Genomic DNA, 19,284 nt, shown 5'->3' with positions numbered 1-19,284 from the left:
GCGCATCGACCCTCTCGGTGCACGGCCTCTGCGGGAACGGAACCCTGAAGGCCGGTCTCACTGCGCCCCCCTCCTGCGGCGGCTCCGCCGGCAGGCCTCGTTCAGACCTCACTGCTGCGGTATCGAAGACGCACCCGGCGGCGCAGCGCCTTCCGTGAAGGCTGGGCACTGCGCCTTTCTGCGCGCCTCGATGGGTCACCGTAAATGTGACGAGGGGGTTTACGCGTTGGAGAACCGGTTCCGCCTGAATTCGCCGTTCGCCCCGTCGGGGGACCAGCCGGAGGCGATCCGTACGCTCGTGGCCGGCCTTTCGCAGGGCATGCCGCGCCAGGTCCTGCTCGGCGTGACCGGTTCCGGCAAGACGTTCACGATGGCGAACGTCATCGCGGAGACGAACCGGCCTGCACTGGTCATCGCCCCCAACAAAACGCTCGCCGCCCAGCTCTTCGCCGAGTTCAAGGAGCTGTTCCCCGATAACGCCGTCGAGTATTTCGTCTCCTACTACGACTACTACCAGCCCGAGGCGTACATTCCCCAGACCGACACCTTCATCGAGAAGGACTCGTCGATCAACGAGCAGATCGACAAGATGCGTCACAGCGCCACCCGCTCCGTGATGACGCGGACCGACGTGGTGGTCGTGGCGTCCGTGTCCTGCATCTACGGGCTGGGCTCCCCGGAGTTCTACAACCGGCTGACCGTGCGTGTCTCGGAGGGGGCTCCCTTCCCGAGAAACGCGTTGCTGCGCCGGCTGGTCGAAATCCAGTACGAACGGAACGACATCGACTTTCACCGCGGTACCTTCCGGGTACGCGGCGACGCGGTGGAGCTGTTCCCCGCGTACGAAGAGGACCGGGTCCTGCGTATCGAATACGAGGAGGACACGGTCGCGCGGGTCCGTTACGTGGAGCCGCTTCGGGGGACGCGGCTGGTCGATGTCCGGGAGACAGTCATCTTTCCGGCCAGCCATTACGTGACCCCGGAGGACCACCTCGAACGGGCCGTCAAGGGAATCGAGGGGGAGCTCGCGGAGCGCCTGGAGGCGCTTTCGGTTCAAGGCAAGATCTTGGAGGTCGAGCGCCTCGGACAGCGGACCACCTACGACCTGGAGATGATCCGGCAGATGGGGTTCTGCAGCGGAATCGAAAACTACTCGCGCCACCTCGACGGCCGGAAGCCCGGACAGCCGCCGCACACGCTCCTGGACTACTTCCCCAGCGGCCACCTGACCTTCATCGACGAGTCCCACATCACCGTCCCCCAGCTCAACGGGATGTACAACGGCGACCGCTCCAGAAAGGAGACACTCGTCGAGTTCGGGTTCCGGCTCCCCTCGGCGCTCGACAACCGGCCGCTGCGGTTCGAGGAGTTCAACCGGATCACGGGCCAGACGATCTTCGTCTCGGCAACGCCGGGGACGTACGAGCTGCAGGAGAGCGGCGGGGTGGTCGCGGAACAAATCATCCGGCCGACGGGTCTGGTCGACCCCGAGGTTGAGGTCCGGCCCGCCGGCAGGCAGGTGGACGATCTGCTCCAGGAAATCCGCACGCGGGCGGCGGCGGGGGAGCGCGTCCTGGTGACGACGCTCACCAAGCGGATGGCCGAGGACCTTACCGAGCACTACGAAGGGCAGGGCGTTCGCGTCGAGTACCTTCACTCCGACATCGACACTCTGGAGCGGGTGAACATCATCCGCAACCTGCGCCTGGGGAAGTTCGACGTCCTCATCGGGATCAACCTCCTGCGGGAGGGGCTGGACCTCCCGGAGGTGTCGCTCGTCGCCATCCTGGACGCCGACAAGGAAGGGTTCCTGCGGTCGGCGCGTTCGCTCATCCAGACGTTCGGCCGCGCGTCCCGCAACGTCTTGGGAAAGGTGATCCTCTACGCCGACCATGTGACGGATTCGATGCGGGAGGCGATCTCGGAGACCGGGCGGCGACGGGAGAAGCAGAGAGCGTTCAACGAGCGGCACGGCATCACGCCGGAGACGGTGAAGAAGAACATCGCGGCACCGATCGGCCAGGTATGCGAGGCGGATTACGTCACCGTGGAAACCGGGGAGATGTGGAAGTACGCCTCCTACGAGGAATTGGCGAAGACACTCAAGAAACTGCGCCGTGAGATGGAGCGGGCGGCGAAGAAGCTGGACTTCGAGCTGGCGGCCGAGATCCGAGACCGTCTACTGGCGCTGGAAAAGCTGGAGCTTTCGGCGAGGTAGCGGGATGGCGGCCCTTTCCGACTGGAAGACGTTTCCCCGCGCCCCCGGCGTCTATCTCATGTCGGACGCCCGAGGGAAAGTCCTCTACGTGGGGAAGGCGAAGGAGTTGCGCGCGAGGCTCCACAACTACACGGTGCCAGGTGGCGACGGCCGCCCCCAGATTCCGCACCTAGTGCGCCGCATTGCCGACGTACGATGCATCGTCACGGCCACGGAGAAGGAGGCGCTGCTCCTCGAAAACACTCTCATCAAGGAGCATCGCCCCCCGTTCAACGTCTTTTTAAGGGACGATAAGGAGTACCTCCTGCTGCGGATCGACCGGAAGGAGGAGTTCCCCCGACCAGAGCTCGTCCGGCGGGTCGCGAAGGACGGCACCGCCTACTTCGGGCCGTATTCTTCCGCCCGGGGGATCCGGGAGACGCTGCGCCTGCTGTTCCGGCTCTTCCCTCTCTGCTCGTGCTCCCCGAAGAAGTTCGCCTCCCGGCGCAGGCCGTGCCTCAACTACCAGATGGGGCGGTGCGGCGGCGCGTGCGCGGGGAAAATCACCCGGGAGGAGTATCTCCCCGTTGTGGACAACGCCATCCGCTTTCTGAAAGGAAACTACCGCGACGTCGCGAAAATCTGGAAGGAGGAGATGTTGCGGATGGCGCGGGAGAGGAGGTTCGAAGAGGCGGCGAAGATCCGCGACCGGATCGCGACCGTGGAGGGGACGCTTGTCCGGCAGAGGGTGGTCCGCACCGTGCCCGGGGACGTGGACGCGATCGGCTGGCACCGCGAGGGTCCCGAGGCGACCGGGGCGGTCCTCCACGTGCGCTCCGGGCGGCTCTCCGACGCCCACAGCTACTCGTTCCGAGTGGAGGGGGCCGAGGACGAGGCCCTCTCCTCCTTTCTCCTCCAGCATTACGCCGAGGGGGCGTACTTCCCCGGGGAGATTCTCCTTCCGATGGAAATCCCGGACCGCGAACCCCTGGCCTCGCTTCTTTCCGACAGGGCCGGGAACCGGGTCCGGATCAAGGTTCCCGGCGCGGGGGAGCGTGCCCGCCTGGCCGCCCTGGCCAATACAAACGCCTTGGAAGCGCACCGGATGCGGAAAGAAAAGGAGGCAGCCTACGAGGAGCTGTCCTCCCGCCTGGCATCCTTGTGCCACCTTCCGAAGCCTCCCCTGCGGATCGATGGGTTCGACATCTCGAACCTCTCCGGCACGGAACCGGTCGGGTCTATGGTGGCTTTCGTCGGAGGCAAGGCGGCGAAGAAGTGGTACCGGAAGTTCGCGGTACGGGGGATGGAGGGACAGGACGACTTCGCGATGATGGAGCAGGTGGTCCGACGCAGGTTCGCGCACGACGAGGACTTCGCGGGGATGCCGGACCTGATCCTCATCGATGGGGGAAAGGGACAGCTTTCCTCGGCGATGGCGGCGATGAGGGGTGCCGGCGTGGGTTTCCTCCCCGTCATCGCCTTGGCCAAGGAGCGGATGCGCGGCGGTACGAAAGTCTTCCGCGACAGGATCTTCCTGCCGGGCAGGAAGAACCCCATTGTCCTACCCCCCAACGATCCCGTACTGCTCCTGCTGATGCGCGTGCGGGACGAGGCACACCGGTTCGCCCTCGCGTTCCACCGCGCCCGCAGGACGAAGAGGGCGTTCCGGCTGGCGACGACTTCAACGCATGGATTTTCAAAATAACTTTGTCTGAAGTTCGGGGACGTTCTTAAACTTTTTTCGCGATGGCGACAGCGATTTAAAAAGTTTAAGAACGTCCCCCAGACAAAGTTATTTTGAACGTCGCCGGATTAAGTCGTCGCCAGCCGGAACGGGGGTTGCACTCCCCCGGGGATGGATTATCCGTTCCGGGGACACGGCCCCATCTTCCTTCTCCTTCTGGCCTACATGGCCGGGCTGTTCCTCGGGCTTGCCTCCGGGCCCGCCTGGCCCTCCCTGGCGGCGGGCGGCATTCTCCTCGCCTTCCTGTGCCTGCCGTTCGGAAAGTTCCCCCTGGCCGCCGCCCTGTCGGTCATGGCCCTGTGCGGCTCCCTGGCAGCCGGCAGGATCCCCCTCGTGGAGCCGGCGCAGCTGCGAGGGTTCCTGGACAATGAGGTGGTCCTGCGGGCGGACGTGGAGGAGGTGAGGCCCAACGATGCCGGCTGGAGCGGCGTGGCCGGGAACGCCTCGGTCTCCCGCCTGGACGGCTCCGGCTCGGTCGTCCTGGGAAAGGTGCTTCTTTCCGTCCGGACTCCGTACGGTGCCGACGGATTGCCGTTCGAAGTCCGGGCCACTGGCCGCCTTCATGCGATGAGAAGCCTCGGCAACCCCGAAGAGCTTCCCAGGGAGTGGAGCGCGATGGCGATGGGTATCCAGTACGTGTTTTCGACGGAGGCCTCGCGAGCGGTGTTCCTGCGGCAGAAAGAAGGATGGGGCGGCGTATGGAGCGTTTTCCGGAGCGCCCGCGAAAGGACGTCGCGCTGGATGGGTCGGCACGCAGGACGGTCCGACGGGGCCCTCTACCTCCTCTCCCTGACGACTGGGGAAGTTCCCCCCTCCTCGCATCCCATGGTGACCTTGCTGAGAAAGACGGGTCTGGCGCACCTGCTGGCCATTTCCGGGATCAACGTCGCGATCTTCTTCATCACCCATTCGTTCCTGGTGCGGGGCGTGATCTGGGCCTTCCGGCGAAGGCAGGGAACGCCGGACCTCAATCGGATTTCGACGCTTCTCTCCGTCCCCGTCTGCTGGGCGTACGTTTTCATGGCGGGTGCACCGGTCCCGGCCGTCCGATCCGCAGGGATGATCACGCTGGCCGTGCTTCTCTGGAACGTCTGCGGCATCCGGAGAGCGGACCTGGGGTGGTCGCTCCTTTTCTTCCTGACGATCATCGCATCTCCCTTCCAGATCGTTTCCCCCTCCTTCCTCCTGTCCTACGGGGCGACCTTTTTCCTGATCGCCGCCTTTGCCGCAAGACCGCAAAAGGCCCGCTCCCGCTCACCGACGCGCTGGCTGGCGGAGTGGGGAAAGGACGCTCTCGTTGCCTCCGCGGTCGCGTTCCTGGGAACGCTGCCGATCAGCGCCGCCTTTTTCGGGGCCTTCCCCGCCGGCGCCGTTCTCTGGAACCTGGCATTCGGACCGCTCCTCGGGACGGCGGGGGTCATGGGTGCATTCCTCGCCGCGGTGGCCGGGTCGCTCTCGATCGATGCCCTGGGGGTGCCCGTCCGCCTCGTGGCGCAAGGCCTCACCGCGTCCCTTTCCTTGCTGGCTAGCCTCTCCGGCGAAGGGTGGGGATACTTTCCCCTTCCTCCGGCGGGAACGGCCGCTCCGTTTTGCTGCATGATGGCCGCCGTATGGGGGACGATTACCCTCAGGAAACTCGGAAGAAATTCGTGGCCTGCTCCGCTGGCCGCGGCTTCGGCCTTTCTGGTGTGGATTCACCTGCCGTATGCGGCTCTCCCCGATCCCCGACTGAGCGTCACTGCGCTCAACGTGGGAAAAGGGGCCGCGCACGTCATTTCCTTCCCCGACGGGCGCCACATGGTCGTCGATTGCGGCAGTGCGGCGCACGGGGATGCGGGGAGAAGAATCGTCTCGCCCTTCCTGAGAAGCCGAGGGGTGCGGAGAGTGGACGTGCTGGTCCTCACCCACCCCCACGAGGACCATTTCGGTGGAGCTGCGTCCCTCCTCGACGGGTTTCCCGTCGACGAGATCTGGATTCCCGGAGAGGTTCCGCTCTCGTCCTTCGGGGATGCGGTCGTGCGCAAGGCCTGCCTCGTGCGGCGGAAATACGGAGGGGAAGTCTTCTCCGCTGGCAGGGCGGAAGTCTCCGTGCGCAGCGCCGGGAGAAGCGGGAACTCCACCGGCATCAATGAGCTAAGCCTCGTCCTCGAAATCCGCCATGGCCGGCTTTCCGTGTGGCTGCCCGGCGATGTGGAAACGGGGCCCGTTGTCTGGGGAAGGGTGGAGGGGAAATGCGATGAAGAAAGGATTCTCTTCCTTCCTCACCACGGTTCTCCGGGCGCGGCCCCGGCATCCTGGATCGCCGCAGCCAGGCCCTCCGTCGTCATTTCCCAAAATAGAATTTGTTTCGGCAGGGAAAATCTGCTAGCCTCGATGGGATGTTTTCTCTTGGAAAACGGGGCATTGACTGTGCTCTCGGACGGTGTTGCGGTATACTGCGGACAGGAGGGCGGACCGCGGACCTGGAAACTTTTGTGGCGCCTGCCTTGATAGCGACAGGAAAAAGCTTACCTAACTACCTTGTCCGAATGAGGAAATGGCAAAACAGCGCATACTGATCATGGCTCCTGATCCGGGGGCCATCGCATTAAAGGTACGGAAGTCCGCCTTCGCCGACATCCCATTGACGGTTCTCTCCGATTGGGACAAGGGAGTGGCTGTTCTCGCCAAGGAAAACTTCTCGGTGATCGTCTCACGGAAGTTCTCCAAGCGGCAAAGCGCCGAGGAATTCGTCCGCGGCATTCTCCGGCTTGCCCCCAAGACCCCCCTGATCCTGATCCTGCCCAAGAAAGGCGGGCCGTCCGTTCTGGGGGCCTTGCGGGGGGGGGCCTCGGAAATCCTCTTCGATGAGGACCTGGACGGGGGGCTGATTTCCACGTTGGAGAAGTATCTCTTTCAGGGGTATGGCCTGCTGCGCAAGACTTCCTACGACGAGCTGTTCGACTACTGCTTTCCGGTCATCACCACCACCGACATGGACCTGCTGTCCCTGACCGTCATCGAGATGTTCAAGGAGTCACTCGGGGGGTCCTTCGGCGTCCTGTTCCGCGAGCAGGAAGGGAGCGGGCAGGGCTATTCCATCGTCGCCGCTGCGGGCTTCCCCGACGATTCGCTCGCGGGAATCTTCCTGCTCCGCTTCGGCGGGGCCCTGGTCCGGAAGAGCGGCCCGGTTCCGGCGGTTTTTTCGGCCGACCTGCTGGGGTCCCTCCGGCCGGAGGATGATGCCGTGTTGGGAGAGAACCGGACGTTCTTCACGATCCGGTTCGACCTGTCCCCGGGCTCGCAGATGTATGTCGTCCTCACCATGCGAGGCACCCCCGGTATCGACGTCCTCGACAGCCCGTTCCTGAACTTCTTCTACCGCCAGGCCCGGTTCGCTCTGCTGAACGCCGAGCGCAGCGTCGAGACGCAGAACCTGATCTACATCGACGATCTCACGAAACAGTACAATAGCCGCTACCTGAACGTCGTTCTGGACAGGGAGCTGAAGCGGTCCGAGCGGTACCGGAACTTTTTTTCGGTCCTTTTTATGGACCTGGACTTCTTCAAGCGCGTGAACGACGCCTACGGCCACCTGGTGGGCAGCCGGGTCCTGGTGGAGGTCGGAGCGGTATTGCGCTCCTGCGTCCGCGAGACGGACACCGTTGTTCGCTACGGGGGGGACGAGTTCGTGGTCCTGCTCGTGGAGACGAACGCCGAGGATGCGCTGCTCGTCGCGGAAAGGATGCGCAAAATGGTCGAAGGGAAGACGTTCGGACAGGATTTCGGCCTCGCCATCCGCCTCACCCTCTCCATCGGGATCGCGGCCTTTCCCGAGCACGCGTCCACCAAGCAGAACCTCCTCAGCATGGCCGATCAGGCGATGTACAGGGGAAAAGATTCCACGCGCAACGTGGTCTATCTCGCGACCCCGCAAAACGTGTCATGACCGTCCCCTCCGTGCGGGGGATGAAGGACATTCTTCCCCCCGAGTCGGCAAGGTGGGCCGCCCTTGAGGCCGCGTATCTCGCGCATGCCGCGCGTTTCGGCTTTCGTCAGATCCGGACCCCCATCCTGGAGAGAACCGAGCTGTTCGCCCGGGCCGTGGGGGAGAGCACCGACATCGTCGAGAAAGAGATGTATTCCTTCACCGACCGCTCCGGAGAGGGCCTCACGATGCGGCCGGAAGGGACTGCGCCGGTGGTTCGCGCCCTCCTCGAGCATCGGGCCGGGCTTGCGGAATGGCCGGTTCGCCTGTGCTACGCGGGCCCGATGTTCCGCCACGAACGTCCCCAGAAGGGGCGCCTGCGCCAGTTCCACCAGTTCGGAGCGGAGCTGTTCGGCACCGACTCGCCGTACGCGGACGTCGAGGTGCTGACCTTCCTCTCCGGGTTTCTCGCGGAAACAGGGTTGACCACCGTTTCCCTGGAGATCAACTCCCTCGGGGACCCCGCGTGCCGCCCGCAATACCATCGGAAGCTTTCCGCCTTCCTTGCCTCCCGGGAAGGAACCCTGTGCGAGGACTGCCGGCGCCGCCGCGTCCAGAACCCGCTCCGGGTGATCGACTGCAAGTCCGACCGGTGCATGCAGGCCACGGCCGGCGCGCCGTCGATCCTGGATTCCCTCTGCGACGACTGCCGGCTCCACTTCGAGTCCGTCGAGAAGGAGCTCGCGGCGATCGGGATTCCGTTTTCCCGGAATCCCCGGATGGTTCGCGGGCTCGATTATTACCGGAGGACCACGTTCGAATTCGTCATCCCCGGGATGGGGGCCCAGAACACCGTGGCCGCGGGAGGACGGTACGACGGGCTGGCGGAAATGGTCGGGGGGAAGGAGCGCATCCCGGCCATCGGGTTTGCCATCGGCGTGGAGCGCCTGCTGATGCTGCTGGGGGAAGGGGAAGGCGAGGGGCGTGCCGTGGAGGTCTTCCTCGTGACGTCGAATTCCAGATTTCTCGACGAGGCGTTCCGGTGGAAGATGGAGCTGATCGGGAGGGGCGTCCGCGCCGAGATGGACTATGAGGGACGCAGCGTCAAGGCGCAGTTCCGGCGTGCGGACCGGTCGGGGGCGAGTGCCGTTGTCGTCTTTGGCGATTCCGAGGACGCCCGCGGCGCCGTTGGTTTCCGCGACATGGCGGCGGGGAGCCAGGAAGAGATCCCCAAGGACGAAGCGATGCGCAGGCTCATCCGCCTGACAAAGGAGGAGTGACGGTGGACGCGTTCCTTCCGGAGCATAAACGGACCCACTACTGCGGGCAGGTACGCCCCGACCACGTGGGGAAGGAGATCGTCCTTTGCGGATGGGTTCACCGCCGCAGGGACCACGGCGGCCTCGTGTTCGTCGACCTGCGCGACCGGGAAGGACTGGTTCAGGTGGTGTTCAATCCCGGGGATTCCCCGGAGGCGCACGAGAGAGCCGATGGGCTGCGGGTGGAGTACGTCCTCTCGATCCGTGGGACGGTGCGGAGACGGCCGAAGGGAACGGAGAACCCGAACCTTCCCACGGGGGAGGTCGAGGTGGCGGCCGCATCGCTGGCGATCCTCAACGAGTCCAGGCCGATCCCGTTCGCGCTCGAGGAGGAGACCGACGTCGCCGAGAACGTGCGCCTGAAGTACCGGTATCTCGACCTGCGCCGCCCCTCGATCCAGGGCGTCTTCCGGTCGCGGGCCGTTCTGGCGAGGGCCGTCCGGGAGTACTTCTTCGAGAACGGGTTCTTCGAAATCGAAACGCCGGTCCTGACGAAGAGCACCCCGGAAGGGGCGCGGGACTACCTGGTGCCCTCGCGCGTCAACCCCGGGATGTTTTTCGCCCTCCCGCAGTCCCCGCAGCTATTCAAGCAGATCCTGATGATCGCCGGGTACGACCGGTACGCCCAGATCGTGAAATGCTTCCGTGACGAGGACCTGCGCGCCGACCGCCAGCCGGAATTCACGCAGATCGACGTGGAGATGTCGTTCATCGACCGGGAGGATCTCTTCCTGATGATGGAGGGGTTGATGGCGAGGATTTTCCGGGACGTCCTGGATGTACGGATCCCTTTGCCGTTTCCCCGTATGGGCTACCGGGAAGCGATGGACCGTTTCGGGGTCGACAAGCCGGACACCCGGTTCGGCCTCGAGATCACGGAATACACGGACCTGCTCAAGGACACCGAATTCCGGGTGTTCGCAGAGGCGGCGGTCAAGGGCGGCGTGATCCGCGGGATCACGGTCCCCGGCATGGGCGAGGCGAGCCGCTCCGAGCTGGCGGCGCTGGAGGAGGTGGCCAGGATCGGCGGCGCACGAGGCCTCTCCTGGTGGAAGGTCACCGCGCAGGGGCTTTCCTCCCCCCTTGCCAAGCATTACAAGGAGGAGCAGCAGAAAGGCCTTCTCTCCCGAAGCGGCGCCAAGCCGGGGGACCTGATCCTCATGGTAGCGGATGAATTCCTCATCGCCTGCGACTCCCTGGGGCGTCTGCGGCTTCACCTGGGCGAAAAACTGAACCTCGTCGACACGTCCCGCTACGACTTCCTGTGGGTCGTCGATTTTCCGCTCCTGGAGTGGGACAAGGAGGAGAAGCGGTACGCGGCGATGCACCACCCCTTCACCGCTCCGCTGGACGGGGATCTCCCGCTCCTGGACACGGATCCGGGAAAGGCCCGCGCAAAGGCCTACGACCTGGTGCTGAACGGCTCCGAGATCGGGGGAGGAAGCATCCGGATCCACCGGCAGGACATCCAGTCGAAGATGTTCCGGCTTCTCAACATCGGCCCGGAGGAGGCGAAGGTGAAATTCGGCTTCCTTCTGGAGGCGCTGGAGTTCGGCGCGCCGCCCCACGGCGGGATCGCCTTCGGCCTGGACCGCCTGGCGATGATTCTCTCCGGAGCCCGGTCGCTCCGGGACGTGATCGCCTTCCCGAAGACACAGAAAGCGACCTGCCTCATGACCGACGCCCCGTCGCCCGTGGACAACCGGCAGCTGAGGGAACTTCACATCCGGGTGACCGCCCCGGAAAAGAAATAGGGAGATCGTCACCTTCCGCTGTCGAATTCCGCCTTCGCGATCTTGGTCGCGTTGGCGTCCAACCGGTCGGCCTGGCTCTTGGTCAGTTGGCGTTTGGCGCACCCGGAGGCCTGGGAAACCGCAAGAAGAAACGCCAGGAAAAGAAGAAGATGTCGATTCCTCATTTCGCGCCCCTTCCCGCAAAGCCCTCCTTTTGGTTTTTCCCTACCATGAAGCAACAAATAAGAATACATTTGCTCCTGTGATCCCGGACGAGCTGTTTCACCCGAAATCCGTCGTCGTCGTAGGGGCCTCCCGAAAGCCGGAGAAGGTCGGCCACGGCGTGTTCGCCAACCTGATCCATGCTGGTTTCCCCGGCGAGATCCACGGGGTGAATCCGGGGGGAGGAGAGGTGCTCGGACGGCCCATCCATGCCTCCGTCGAAGGGATCCCCGGCCCCGTCGATCTGGGGGTCTTCGTCGTTCCTCCCCTGGCCATCCTCGACGCCCTCCCCCGGCTGGCGGAAAAGGGGATGAGGGCCGCCATCGTCATTTCCGCCGGATTCAAGGAAACCGGCGGGGAGGGGGCGGTCCTGGAACGCGCTCTCCGCGAAACCGCGCGGAGTTCGAAGGTCAGGGTGCTGGGGCCCAATTGCCTCGGCCTCATCAACACGCACGCCCGGCTCAACGCATCCTTTGCCGCGGGAACCCCTCCCACGGGCGCGATTTCCTTCTTCTCGCAGTCCGGCGCCCTGTGCACCGCCATCCTGGACTGGGCGATCGGCGAGAACGTCGGCTTTTCGAAATTCGTCAGTCTCGGCAACAAGGCGGACATCTCGGAATCGGATGTCATGGAATACCTGTCGAGCGACCCGGAGACCCGGGTCATCCTGGGATACGTCGAAAGCATCGACGACGGGATCCGCTTCCTGCGCGTCTCGCGGGAGGTGACGGCAAGAAAGCCGGTCATCCTCGTCAAGGCAGGATCCACCGCCGCGGGGGCGAGGGCCGCATCCTCTCACACGGGAAGCCTGGCCGGTTCGGACCGTGCCTACGCGGCGGCGTTCCGCCAGGGGGGAATCCTGCGGGCGGAAACCGTGGAGGACCTGCTCGACTTTGCCCTCGGGTTTGCCCTGCAGCCCATGCCGCGAGGCGACCGCCTGCTCATCCTCACCAATGCCGGGGGGCCCGGGATCCTGGCGGCGGACACGGCGGAGAAACTCGGCATTCCCCTCGCCGAGATCTCCCCGGGACTGCGGGGGCGGCTTTCCGGGAAGCTCCCTTCCACGGCGAGCCTGGGAAATCCCGTGGATATTATCGGGGACGCCCGGGCCGACCGGTACCGGGAGGCCTTGTCCGCCATCCGCGAGGATCCCTCGATCGACGCCGTTCTGGTTCTTCTGACCCCGCAGGCGATGACCGAGCCGGAGGGAACGGCACAAGCCACCGTCCAGGCTCTTGCGGGATCCGGCAGGACCGCCTTCGCCTCGTTTCTCGGCGAAGCCTCCGTGATGGAGGCCCGAAGGATACTTTCCACGGGCGGGATTCCCAACTATCCCGTCCCGGAGAGGGCCGTGCGGTCGTTACACGCCATGCTCCGGTACCACAGCGTACAGGGAGGGGTTCCGCCGGACTCCTCGGAACTGGCGGGGATCCGGCAGGCGGAAGCGCGCGCGGCGATCCGGGCCGCGCTGGACGCGGGGAAGAAGACGCTGGGCGAGGAGGAGGGCCGCTCCATCCTGGAGGCCTACGGATTCTGGTTCCCGAGGCACGCGTTTGCGCAGACGAGCCAGGAGGCGGTCCGGGCGTTCGAGGAGCTGCGGCGCCCGGTGGCGATGAAGATCGTCTCTCCGGACATCCTGCACAAGACGGACGTCGGGGGGGTCCGGCTGAACCTGTCGGACGCGGAATCGGTGGCCCGGGCGTTCGTGGAGATCACCTCCACGGCGCGGCGCATGGTCCCGTCCGCCTGGATCGCCGGCGTATCCGTCCAGGAGATGGTGACCGGAGGCCGGGAGGTGATCCTGGGGATGAGCCGCGACCCGCAGTTCGGCCCCCTTCTCATGTTCGGCCTGGGGGGAATCAACGTGGAGGTCCTGAAGGACGTGTCGTTCCGGGTTGCGCCGTTGTCGCGGCGGGACGCCGTGGAGATGGTCCGGGAAATCCGGGCCTATCCGCTGCTCTCGTCCTTCCGGGGAAGTGCCCCCTCCGATGAAGGCGGGATCGTCGACGGACTGCTCCGGGTTTCGCGGCTGTCCCTGGATTTCCCCGAGATCCAGGAACTCGATCTCAATCCGGTTCTGGTGATGCCGAAAGGGCGCGGCATCCGGGCGATCGACTGCCGGATGACCATCGCGGAGGCGAAAACATGAAACTGTACGTGGCGTCGACCTCTTCGTTCGCAGGGAAAACCCTCGTCGCGCTCGCCCTGGCGAAGCTTTGGGCGCGCGAAGGGGTTGCCGTCGGATACGTCAAGCCTCTCGGGAAAATCCCGGTGGTGGAGGGGGGAAGGGTGGTCGATGAAGATGCTTCCTTCCTCGCGTCCGAACTCGGCCTCCCGGGTCCGCCGGAAGCCGTCTGTCCGGTCGTCATCACCCAGGACCTCGTTATGGCAGCGTACCGGGGCGAGCCTCTCCGCCTCAAGAACCGCATCCTGGACGCCGTCGAAAAGGCCGCCTCCCGCACCGACGCGCTCCTGCTCGGGGGCGCGGCCAATCTGCGCGACGGTGTCTTCCTGGGAATCTCCCCGCTGGCGCTGATTTCCGAGCTCGACTGCAGGGTCCTCCTCGTGGACAGGTTCTCCGGCGAGAAGTCGATGGATCAGATCCTCTGGGCCGCCGGCGAGCTCAGGGAGAGGCTCCTGGGAGTGGTGCTCAACCGCGTGGCGAAGGCGCAGGAGGCGTTTCTCCGGGAAACCGTCCTCCCGTACTTCGCTGCGAGGAACCTCCGCGTGTTCGGCGCGATGCCGTCGGATGCGGTGCTCGACAGCGTGAGCGTGAAGACGCTTTCCGAGAGCCTTTCCGCGGACGTCGCCTGCGGGGAGGAGGCCCTGGGCACGATGATCGAGCGGTTCTGCATCGGGGCGATGGATGTGGACAGCGCGCTGCGCGTCTTCCGGCGCACCCCCCGGAAGGCCGTGATCACGGGGGGGCACCGGGCCGACATCCAGCTCGCCGCCCTGGAAACCGACACCACCTGCATGGTGCTGACCGGGGGCGTCGCCCCGAACGAGCTCATCCGTTCCCGCGCGCAGGAGGCGGGGGTTCCGATCCTGGTCGTTCAGGAAGACACGCTCTTCACGGTGGAGAAATTCGAGCGCCTGATGGGCCGGCTTCGGATCCGGGAGAAGGAAAAGATCGAGCGGGGAGTCAGCCTCGTCGGCGAACGGGTCGACACGGCGGGGATTCTCGCGGCCCTTCGGGGGAGCGGAACGAAGCGAAAATAGCGGCGAACCGCCGCTGCTTCGCCAAGCGGGAAATCGCTCGGTTTTACTTGACATCCCCAACCCCATTGTATACTGTATGCTCGGTCTGGGGGAAGGATCACCCATTCCGGTTAGAAATCACCCCTTAATTTCCATTGCCGGCGGAGGGCAAGATGGCCCCGTTCAAGACCTTGGTTCCGCCCAAAGATGGAGAGAAGATCCGCCAACCTGGTCCACAAGGGGAACACCAAGAAGTTCACCGAAGGGGCCTCAAGGACTGGGGATATTCCCTAGCCGCCCGCAAGTACCGCAGGTAGCGCAGGCGGTGCCGTGAATCCGTCTGACAGGTTCAAGGGAGGATTCCGATGAGCCGGAAGAAGATCACCGTGATCGGCGCCGGAAACGTCGGGGCGAGCACCGCGCAGCGGTTGGCGGAAAAGGACTTCTGCGACGTGGTGCTGGTCGACATCGTGGAGGGGATGCCCCAGGGGAAGGCGCTCGACCTGATGCAGTCCGGCCCGGTGTACGGATACGACAGCAAGGTCACCGGCACCAACGGCTATGACGATTCGGCGAACTCCGACATCGTCGTGATCACCTCGGGACTGCCCCGGAAGCCGGGGATGAGCCGTGACGAACTCCTCAAGGTCAACGCGGGAATCGTGAAGGACGTCACCCTGAAGTCGATCGCGAAGTCCCCGAAGGCCATGGTCATCGTGATCTCGAACCCCCTCGACGCGATGACCTACGTCGCTTACAAGCACAGCAGGCTGCCGGCGAACAAGGTGATGGGAATGGCGGGGATCCTGGACTCCGCCCGGTTCCGCTGCTTCATCGCGATGGAGCTCGGTGTCTCCGTGAAGGACATCACCGCGTTCGTGCTCGGCGGGCACGGCGACACGATGGTGCCGTCCACGAAATACACGACGGTCGCCGGGATCCCGGTGGAGGACCTGATCCCCAAGGCGAAGCTCGACGCGATCGTGGAGCGCACCCGCAAGGGCGGCGGCGAGATCGTCGCGCTGCTGAAGACCGGCTCGGCCTACTACGCCCCGTCGGCGGCCGTGGCGCAGATGTGCGAGTCCATCGTCCTCGACAAGAAGATGATCCTGCCGTGCGCCGTTCTCTCGCATGGCAAGTACGAAGGGTGCGACGGGCTGTTCGTCGGCCTCCCCGCGAAGCTGGGACAGGACGGCATCGAAGAGGTGGTGAAATTCAAGCTCGCCGCCGAGGAGTCCGCGGCGCTTTCGAAATCGGCCGAGGCGGTCAAGGAACTCTGCGACGCCGTGGACCGGATGGGGTTCTAGGGAAGTCTTTTGCGCGGATTCCGGCCCTCCGCTATAATAAGTCCCATTTGGGCCCCGTCGCGCTGATCCAGGCATTGCGGAACATCCGATAACACTCTATCCGGGAGGAACCGAAGGGTCATGAACATTCACGAGTATCAGGCCAAGTCGGTACTGGCGAAGTACGGTGTGGCCGTTCCCAGGGGCAAGGTGGCGGACACACCGGCCGAGGCGGAGGACATCGCCAAGGAGTTCGGGACACCGGTCGTAGTCAAGGCGCAGATCCACGCAGGGGGCCGCGGCAAGGGCGGGGGAATCAAGCTCGCCAAGTCGCACGACGAGGCGCGGGAGTTCGCCAAGCAGATCATCGGGATGAACCTGGTGACCCACCAGACCGGCCCCCAGGGGAAGAGGGTGAAGAGGGTCCTCGTCGAGCAGGCGAGCGCGATCAAGAGGGAGCTCTACCTCGGGATGGTCATCGACCGCGCGGTGTCGCGGGTCGTCATGATGGCGTCGACCGAAGGCGGCATGGAGATCGAGACCGTCGCCGCCCGGACTCCGGAAAAGATCCTGAAGGAGCACGTCGACCCGGCCATGGGGCTCATGCCGAACCAGGCGCGAAAGCTGGCCTTCGGCCTCGGCATTCCCCCGGAGCTGACCGGCAAGGCGGTGAAGTTCATGACGGGGCTCTACAACGCGTTTGTCGATACGGACTGCTCGCTTGCGGAGATCAACCCGCTCGTGATTACCGAGGGCGGCGACGTCATCGCGCTGGACGCGAAGATGAACTTCGACGGCAACAGCCTCTTCCGCCACAAGGACATTCAGGCGATGCGCGACTTCGACGAGGAGGACCCCACGGAGACGGAGGCCTCCAAGTACGACATCACCTACATCAGCCTCGACGGCAACATCGGGTGCATGGTCAACGGCGCCGGCCTCGCAATGGCGGCGATGGACATGATCAAGATGTCGGGCGGATCCCCGGCCAACTTCCTCGACGTCGGCGGCGGCGCCAGCACGGAGCAGGTGACCAACGCCTTCCGGCTGATCCTCTCGGACCCCAAGGTCAAGGCGATCCTGGTCAACATCTTCGGGGGCATCATGCGGTGCGACGTGATCGCCGAGGGCGTCGTCCTGGCCGTCAAGACGCTCGGCCTCAAGGTGCCGCTGGTCGTCCGGCTCGAGGGGACCAACGTAGAGAAGGGCAAGGAGATCCTCGCCGCATCGAAGCTCAACATCATCTCCGCGTCCGACATGAGGGATGCGGCACAAAAAGTCGTGGCCGCCGCCGGCCAGGCGAAGTAGGGGGGACGAACATGAGCATCTGGATCAACAAGGAAACCAAGGTTCTCGTCCAGGGCATCACCGGCGCGGTGGGGGCTTTCCACACCAAACAGATGCTGGAATACGGCACGAAGATCGTCGGCGGCGTCACCCCGGGGAAGGCCGGCTCCAAGGTGGAGGGTGTGCCCGTATTCAACACGGTGGCGGATGCCGTCAAGGCGACCGGCGCGAACGCCACGGTCATCTACGTCCCGCCGGCCTTCGCCGCGGATGCGATCTGCGAGGCGGTCGACGCGGGAGTGGACCTCACCGTCTGCATCACCGAGGGGCTCCCCATACTGGACATGGTGAAGGTAAAACGGTATATGGAAGGGAAGAAGACCCGGCTGGTCGGCCCCAACTGCCCCGGCGTCATCACCCCCGGCGAGTGCAAGATCGGGATCATGCCGGGTTACATCCACAAGCCGGGGACGGTCGGGATCGTCTCCCGCTCCGGAACGCTCACCTACGAGGCCGTGCACCAGGTGACGATGTTAGGGATGGGGCAGTCCACATGCGTCGGGATCGGAGGGGACCCGGTCAACGGGACGAACTTCATCGATGTCCTGTCGGCCTTCCAGAACGACCCGAAGACCGAATCGGTCATCCTGATCGGCGAGATCGGCGGGACCGCGGAGGAAGAGGCCGCCGCGTTCGTGAAGGCGAAGATGAACAAGCCGGTCGTCGGCTTCGTCGCGGGCCAGACCGCCCCGAAGGGGAAACGGATGGGCCACGCGGGTGCCATCATCTCCGGCGGGAAGGGGACTGCGGCGGAGAAGATTGAGGCGTTCAAGGCGGCCGGGATCTCCGTGTCCGAGGCACCGGCGGACCTCGGGATCACGCTGGCGAAACGACTTGGAAAGAAAGTCCATTAATCAAGGAAGGACGGAGGCAATGGCAAACGTGCAGGCGACGACGGCGGAAAAGATCGAGACAACAGAGAATCCGGAGGTCAAGATCAGCATCATCCCGCGCTACTGCAAGGGGTGCGAGATCTGCGTGAAGCTTTGCCCCACGCTGGTGCTGGGCATGGAGATGTTCCTCGTGAAGGTGATCGACATCGACAAGTGCAATGCCTGTATGTTGTGCGAGCTGCGGTGCCCCGACTTTGCCATCTTCATCGACAAGAAAATCATCGACAAGAAAATCGTCGACAAGAAAACAACGGAAGAACAAGAAATCCCAAAAGGAGAATAACGGTGGGCACGTTCAAACTGCTTCAAGGCAACGAGGCGTGCGCGGAAGGGGCGCTCTACGCGGGGTGCACCTTCTTCGCCGGGTACCCGATCACCCCCGCCACCGAGGTGGCGGAGTATCTGGCGCGGAAACTCCCGTTCATCGACGGGGTCATCCTGCAGATGGAGGACGAGATCGCGTCCGTCGGCGCGATTATCGGCGCGTCGCTGGCGGGCAGGAAATCGATGACCGCCACCTCCGGGCCCGGGTTTTCGCTCAAGCAGGAGAACATGGGTTTCGGGATGCTCTGCGAGGTCCCGTGCGTCATCGTCGACGTGATGCGCGGCGGGCCGTCGACCGGGGTCCCGACCGGCCCCAGCCAGAGCGACATCATGCAGTGCAAGTGGGGGACGCACGGCGACCACCCGGTCATCTGCCTGACTCCGGCGTACGTACAGGAGATCTTCTCCGAGACGGTGCGGGCGTTCAACCTCGCGGAGAGGTACCGCACCCCCGTGATCGTGGCCTACGACGAGGTCGTGGGCCACATGCGGGAGAAGATCGAAATTCCGGACAAGGGGGTCCTGCCGCTGGAGAACCGCCGCCGGCCGACCTGTTCGCCCTCCGAATACAAACCGTTCGACGAGACCAAGGGGGATGTCCCTCCGGTGGCCGACTTCTTCAGCGGGTACCGCCAGCACATCACGGGCCTGAACCATCACTCCGACGGGTTCCCGGTGAACGCCGACCCGCGGATCCATACGGACGAGCTGCGCCTCATCCGGAAGGTCGAGGGGAACAGGAAGGACATCATCCGGTACGAAACCGTCATGCTCGACGACGCCGAGGTGGCCGTCTTCGCCTACGGCGTCTCCGGGCGTTCCGGCAAGAGCGGTGTGGAGCTCGCGCGGGCTGCGGGGATCAAGGCGGGGCTCTTCCGGCCTCTCACCATCTGGCCGTTCCCGGAGGAGGAAGTGGCGGCGCTGGCCTCCCGCGTCAGCGCGATCGTCGTGCCGGAACTGTCGCTGGGCCAGATCATTTACGAGGTGGACCGGTGCGCGAAGGGGAAGTGCAAGGTGGAGGGGATCTACCGTGTCGACGGCGACCCCATCACGCCCACCCAGATCCTCGATAAGATCAAGGAGGTCAAATAGATGTCCTTCAACTACGACC

At 64.7% G+C, this 19,284-nt stretch carries 13 protein-coding genes and 1 pseudogene (1 of these 14 only partly in view); all 14 read left to right on the top strand.

From position 1 onward, the window contains the following. Positions 1–190 precede the first annotated feature (190 nt). Positions 191–2,218 carry an excinuclease ABC subunit B gene (locus tag A2Z13_04655; GenBank protein ID OGP80672.1) on the top strand — a complete coding sequence of 676 codons (2,028 nt, stop codon included), beginning with the start codon at positions 191–193 and terminating at the stop codon, positions 2,216–2,218. A gap of 4 nt (positions 2,219–2,222) precedes the next feature. Continuing rightward, positions 2,223–3,902: an excinuclease ABC subunit C gene (locus tag A2Z13_04650; GenBank protein OGP80631.1), complete on the top strand. Its 1,680-nt coding sequence runs from the start codon at positions 2,223–2,225 to the stop codon at positions 3,900–3,902. 150 nt (positions 3,903–4,052) lie between these two features. Continuing rightward, complete coding sequence (locus A2Z13_04645) at positions 4,053–6,431, top strand: hypothetical protein (protein ID OGP80630.1); 2,379 nt, start codon at positions 4,053–4,055, stop codon at positions 6,429–6,431. 46 nt (positions 6,432–6,477) lie between these two features. Further along, positions 6,478–7,869 (top strand): hypothetical protein, encoded by a 1,392-nt coding sequence (locus A2Z13_04640; GenBank protein OGP80629.1) that lies wholly within the window; start codon positions 6,478–6,480, stop codon positions 7,867–7,869. Next, the gene (locus tag A2Z13_04635) at positions 7,866–9,128 is read left to right on the top strand and encodes a histidine--tRNA ligase (protein ID OGP80628.1); all 1,263 of its coding nucleotides are present in this window, start codon (positions 7,866–7,868) and stop codon (positions 9,126–9,128) included. The genes A2Z13_04640 and A2Z13_04635 overlap by 4 nt, the downstream gene beginning before the upstream one ends. A gap of 2 nt (positions 9,129–9,130) precedes the next feature. Beyond that, positions 9,131–10,921 (top strand): aspartate--tRNA ligase, encoded by a 1,791-nt coding sequence (locus tag A2Z13_04630; GenBank protein OGP80627.1) that lies wholly within the window; start codon positions 9,131–9,133, stop codon positions 10,919–10,921. A gap of 244 nt (positions 10,922–11,165) precedes the next feature. After that, positions 11,166–13,271 carry a hypothetical protein gene (locus A2Z13_04625; protein OGP80671.1) on the top strand — a complete coding sequence of 702 codons (2,106 nt, stop codon included), beginning with the start codon at positions 11,166–11,168 and terminating at the stop codon, positions 13,269–13,271. Next, on the top strand, positions 13,268–14,344 hold the full coding sequence (locus A2Z13_04620; GenBank protein OGP80626.1) for a hypothetical protein: 1,077 nt from the start codon (positions 13,268–13,270) through the stop codon (positions 14,342–14,344). Before A2Z13_04625 ends, A2Z13_04620 begins: the two co-directional genes overlap by 4 nt. Before the next feature lie 344 nt (positions 14,345–14,688). Then, on the top strand, positions 14,689–15,630 hold the full coding sequence (locus A2Z13_04615; protein ID OGP80625.1) for a malate dehydrogenase: 942 nt from the start codon (positions 14,689–14,691) through the stop codon (positions 15,628–15,630). Between the two features lie 120 nt (positions 15,631–15,750). Then, the gene (locus A2Z13_04610) at positions 15,751–16,917 is read left to right on the top strand and encodes a succinate--CoA ligase subunit beta (protein ID OGP80624.1); all 1,167 of its coding nucleotides are present in this window, start codon (positions 15,751–15,753) and stop codon (positions 16,915–16,917) included. 11 nt (positions 16,918–16,928) lie between these two features. Further along, positions 16,929–17,810 (top strand): succinate--CoA ligase subunit alpha, encoded by an 882-nt coding sequence (locus A2Z13_04605; protein ID OGP80623.1) that lies wholly within the window; start codon positions 16,929–16,931, stop codon positions 17,808–17,810. Between the two features lie 19 nt (positions 17,811–17,829). Next, positions 17,830–18,132, top strand: coding sequence for a hypothetical protein (locus A2Z13_04600; GenBank protein OGP80622.1), 303 nt, complete (start codon positions 17,830–17,832; stop codon positions 18,130–18,132). Between the two features lie 2 nt (positions 18,133–18,134). Then, a complete protein-coding gene (locus A2Z13_04595) occupies positions 18,135–19,265 on the top strand; it encodes a 2-oxoglutarate synthase subunit alpha (protein OGP80621.1) in 1,131 nt (376 codons plus the stop codon). Continuing rightward, positions 19,266–19,284, top strand: a pseudogene (locus A2Z13_04590) (hypothetical protein) (it continues 252 nt past the right edge of the window).

The sequence above is a fragment of the Deltaproteobacteria bacterium RBG_16_64_85 genome (genome assembly GCA_001798885.1).
In the GTDB taxonomy this organism is placed as follows: Bacteria; Desulfobacterota; Deferrimicrobia; order Deferrimicrobiales; family Deferrimicrobiaceae; genus FEB-35.
The sequence above is the reverse complement of the archived record's forward strand: the minus strand, read 5'-3'. Positions and strand labels throughout refer to the sequence as shown.

What these genes read in the sequence shown, in the direction of transcription:
- A2Z13_04655 (OGP80672.1), top strand. Translation starts at nt 191, where the DNA reads ATGGGTCACCGTAAATGTGACGAGGGGGTTTACGCGTTGGAGAACCGG.
- A2Z13_04650 (OGP80631.1), top strand. Translation starts at nt 2,223, where the DNA reads ATGGCGGCCCTTTCCGACTGGAAGACGTTTCCCCGCGCCCCCGGCGTC.
- A2Z13_04645 (OGP80630.1), top strand. Translation starts at nt 4,053, where the DNA reads ATGGATTATCCGTTCCGGGGACACGGCCCCATCTTCCTTCTCCTTCTG.
- A2Z13_04640 (OGP80629.1), top strand. Translation starts at nt 6,478, where the DNA reads ATGGCAAAACAGCGCATACTGATCATGGCTCCTGATCCGGGGGCCATC.
- A2Z13_04635 (OGP80628.1), top strand. Translation starts at nt 7,866, where the DNA reads ATGACCGTCCCCTCCGTGCGGGGGATGAAGGACATTCTTCCCCCCGAG.
- A2Z13_04620 (OGP80626.1), top strand. Translation starts at nt 13,268, where the DNA reads ATGAAACTGTACGTGGCGTCGACCTCTTCGTTCGCAGGGAAAACCCTC.
- A2Z13_04615 (OGP80625.1), top strand. Translation starts at nt 14,689, where the DNA reads ATGAGCCGGAAGAAGATCACCGTGATCGGCGCCGGAAACGTCGGGGCG.
- A2Z13_04610 (OGP80624.1), top strand. Translation starts at nt 15,751, where the DNA reads ATGAACATTCACGAGTATCAGGCCAAGTCGGTACTGGCGAAGTACGGT.
- A2Z13_04605 (OGP80623.1), top strand. Translation starts at nt 16,929, where the DNA reads ATGAGCATCTGGATCAACAAGGAAACCAAGGTTCTCGTCCAGGGCATC.
- A2Z13_04600 (OGP80622.1), top strand. Translation starts at nt 17,830, where the DNA reads ATGGCAAACGTGCAGGCGACGACGGCGGAAAAGATCGAGACAACAGAG.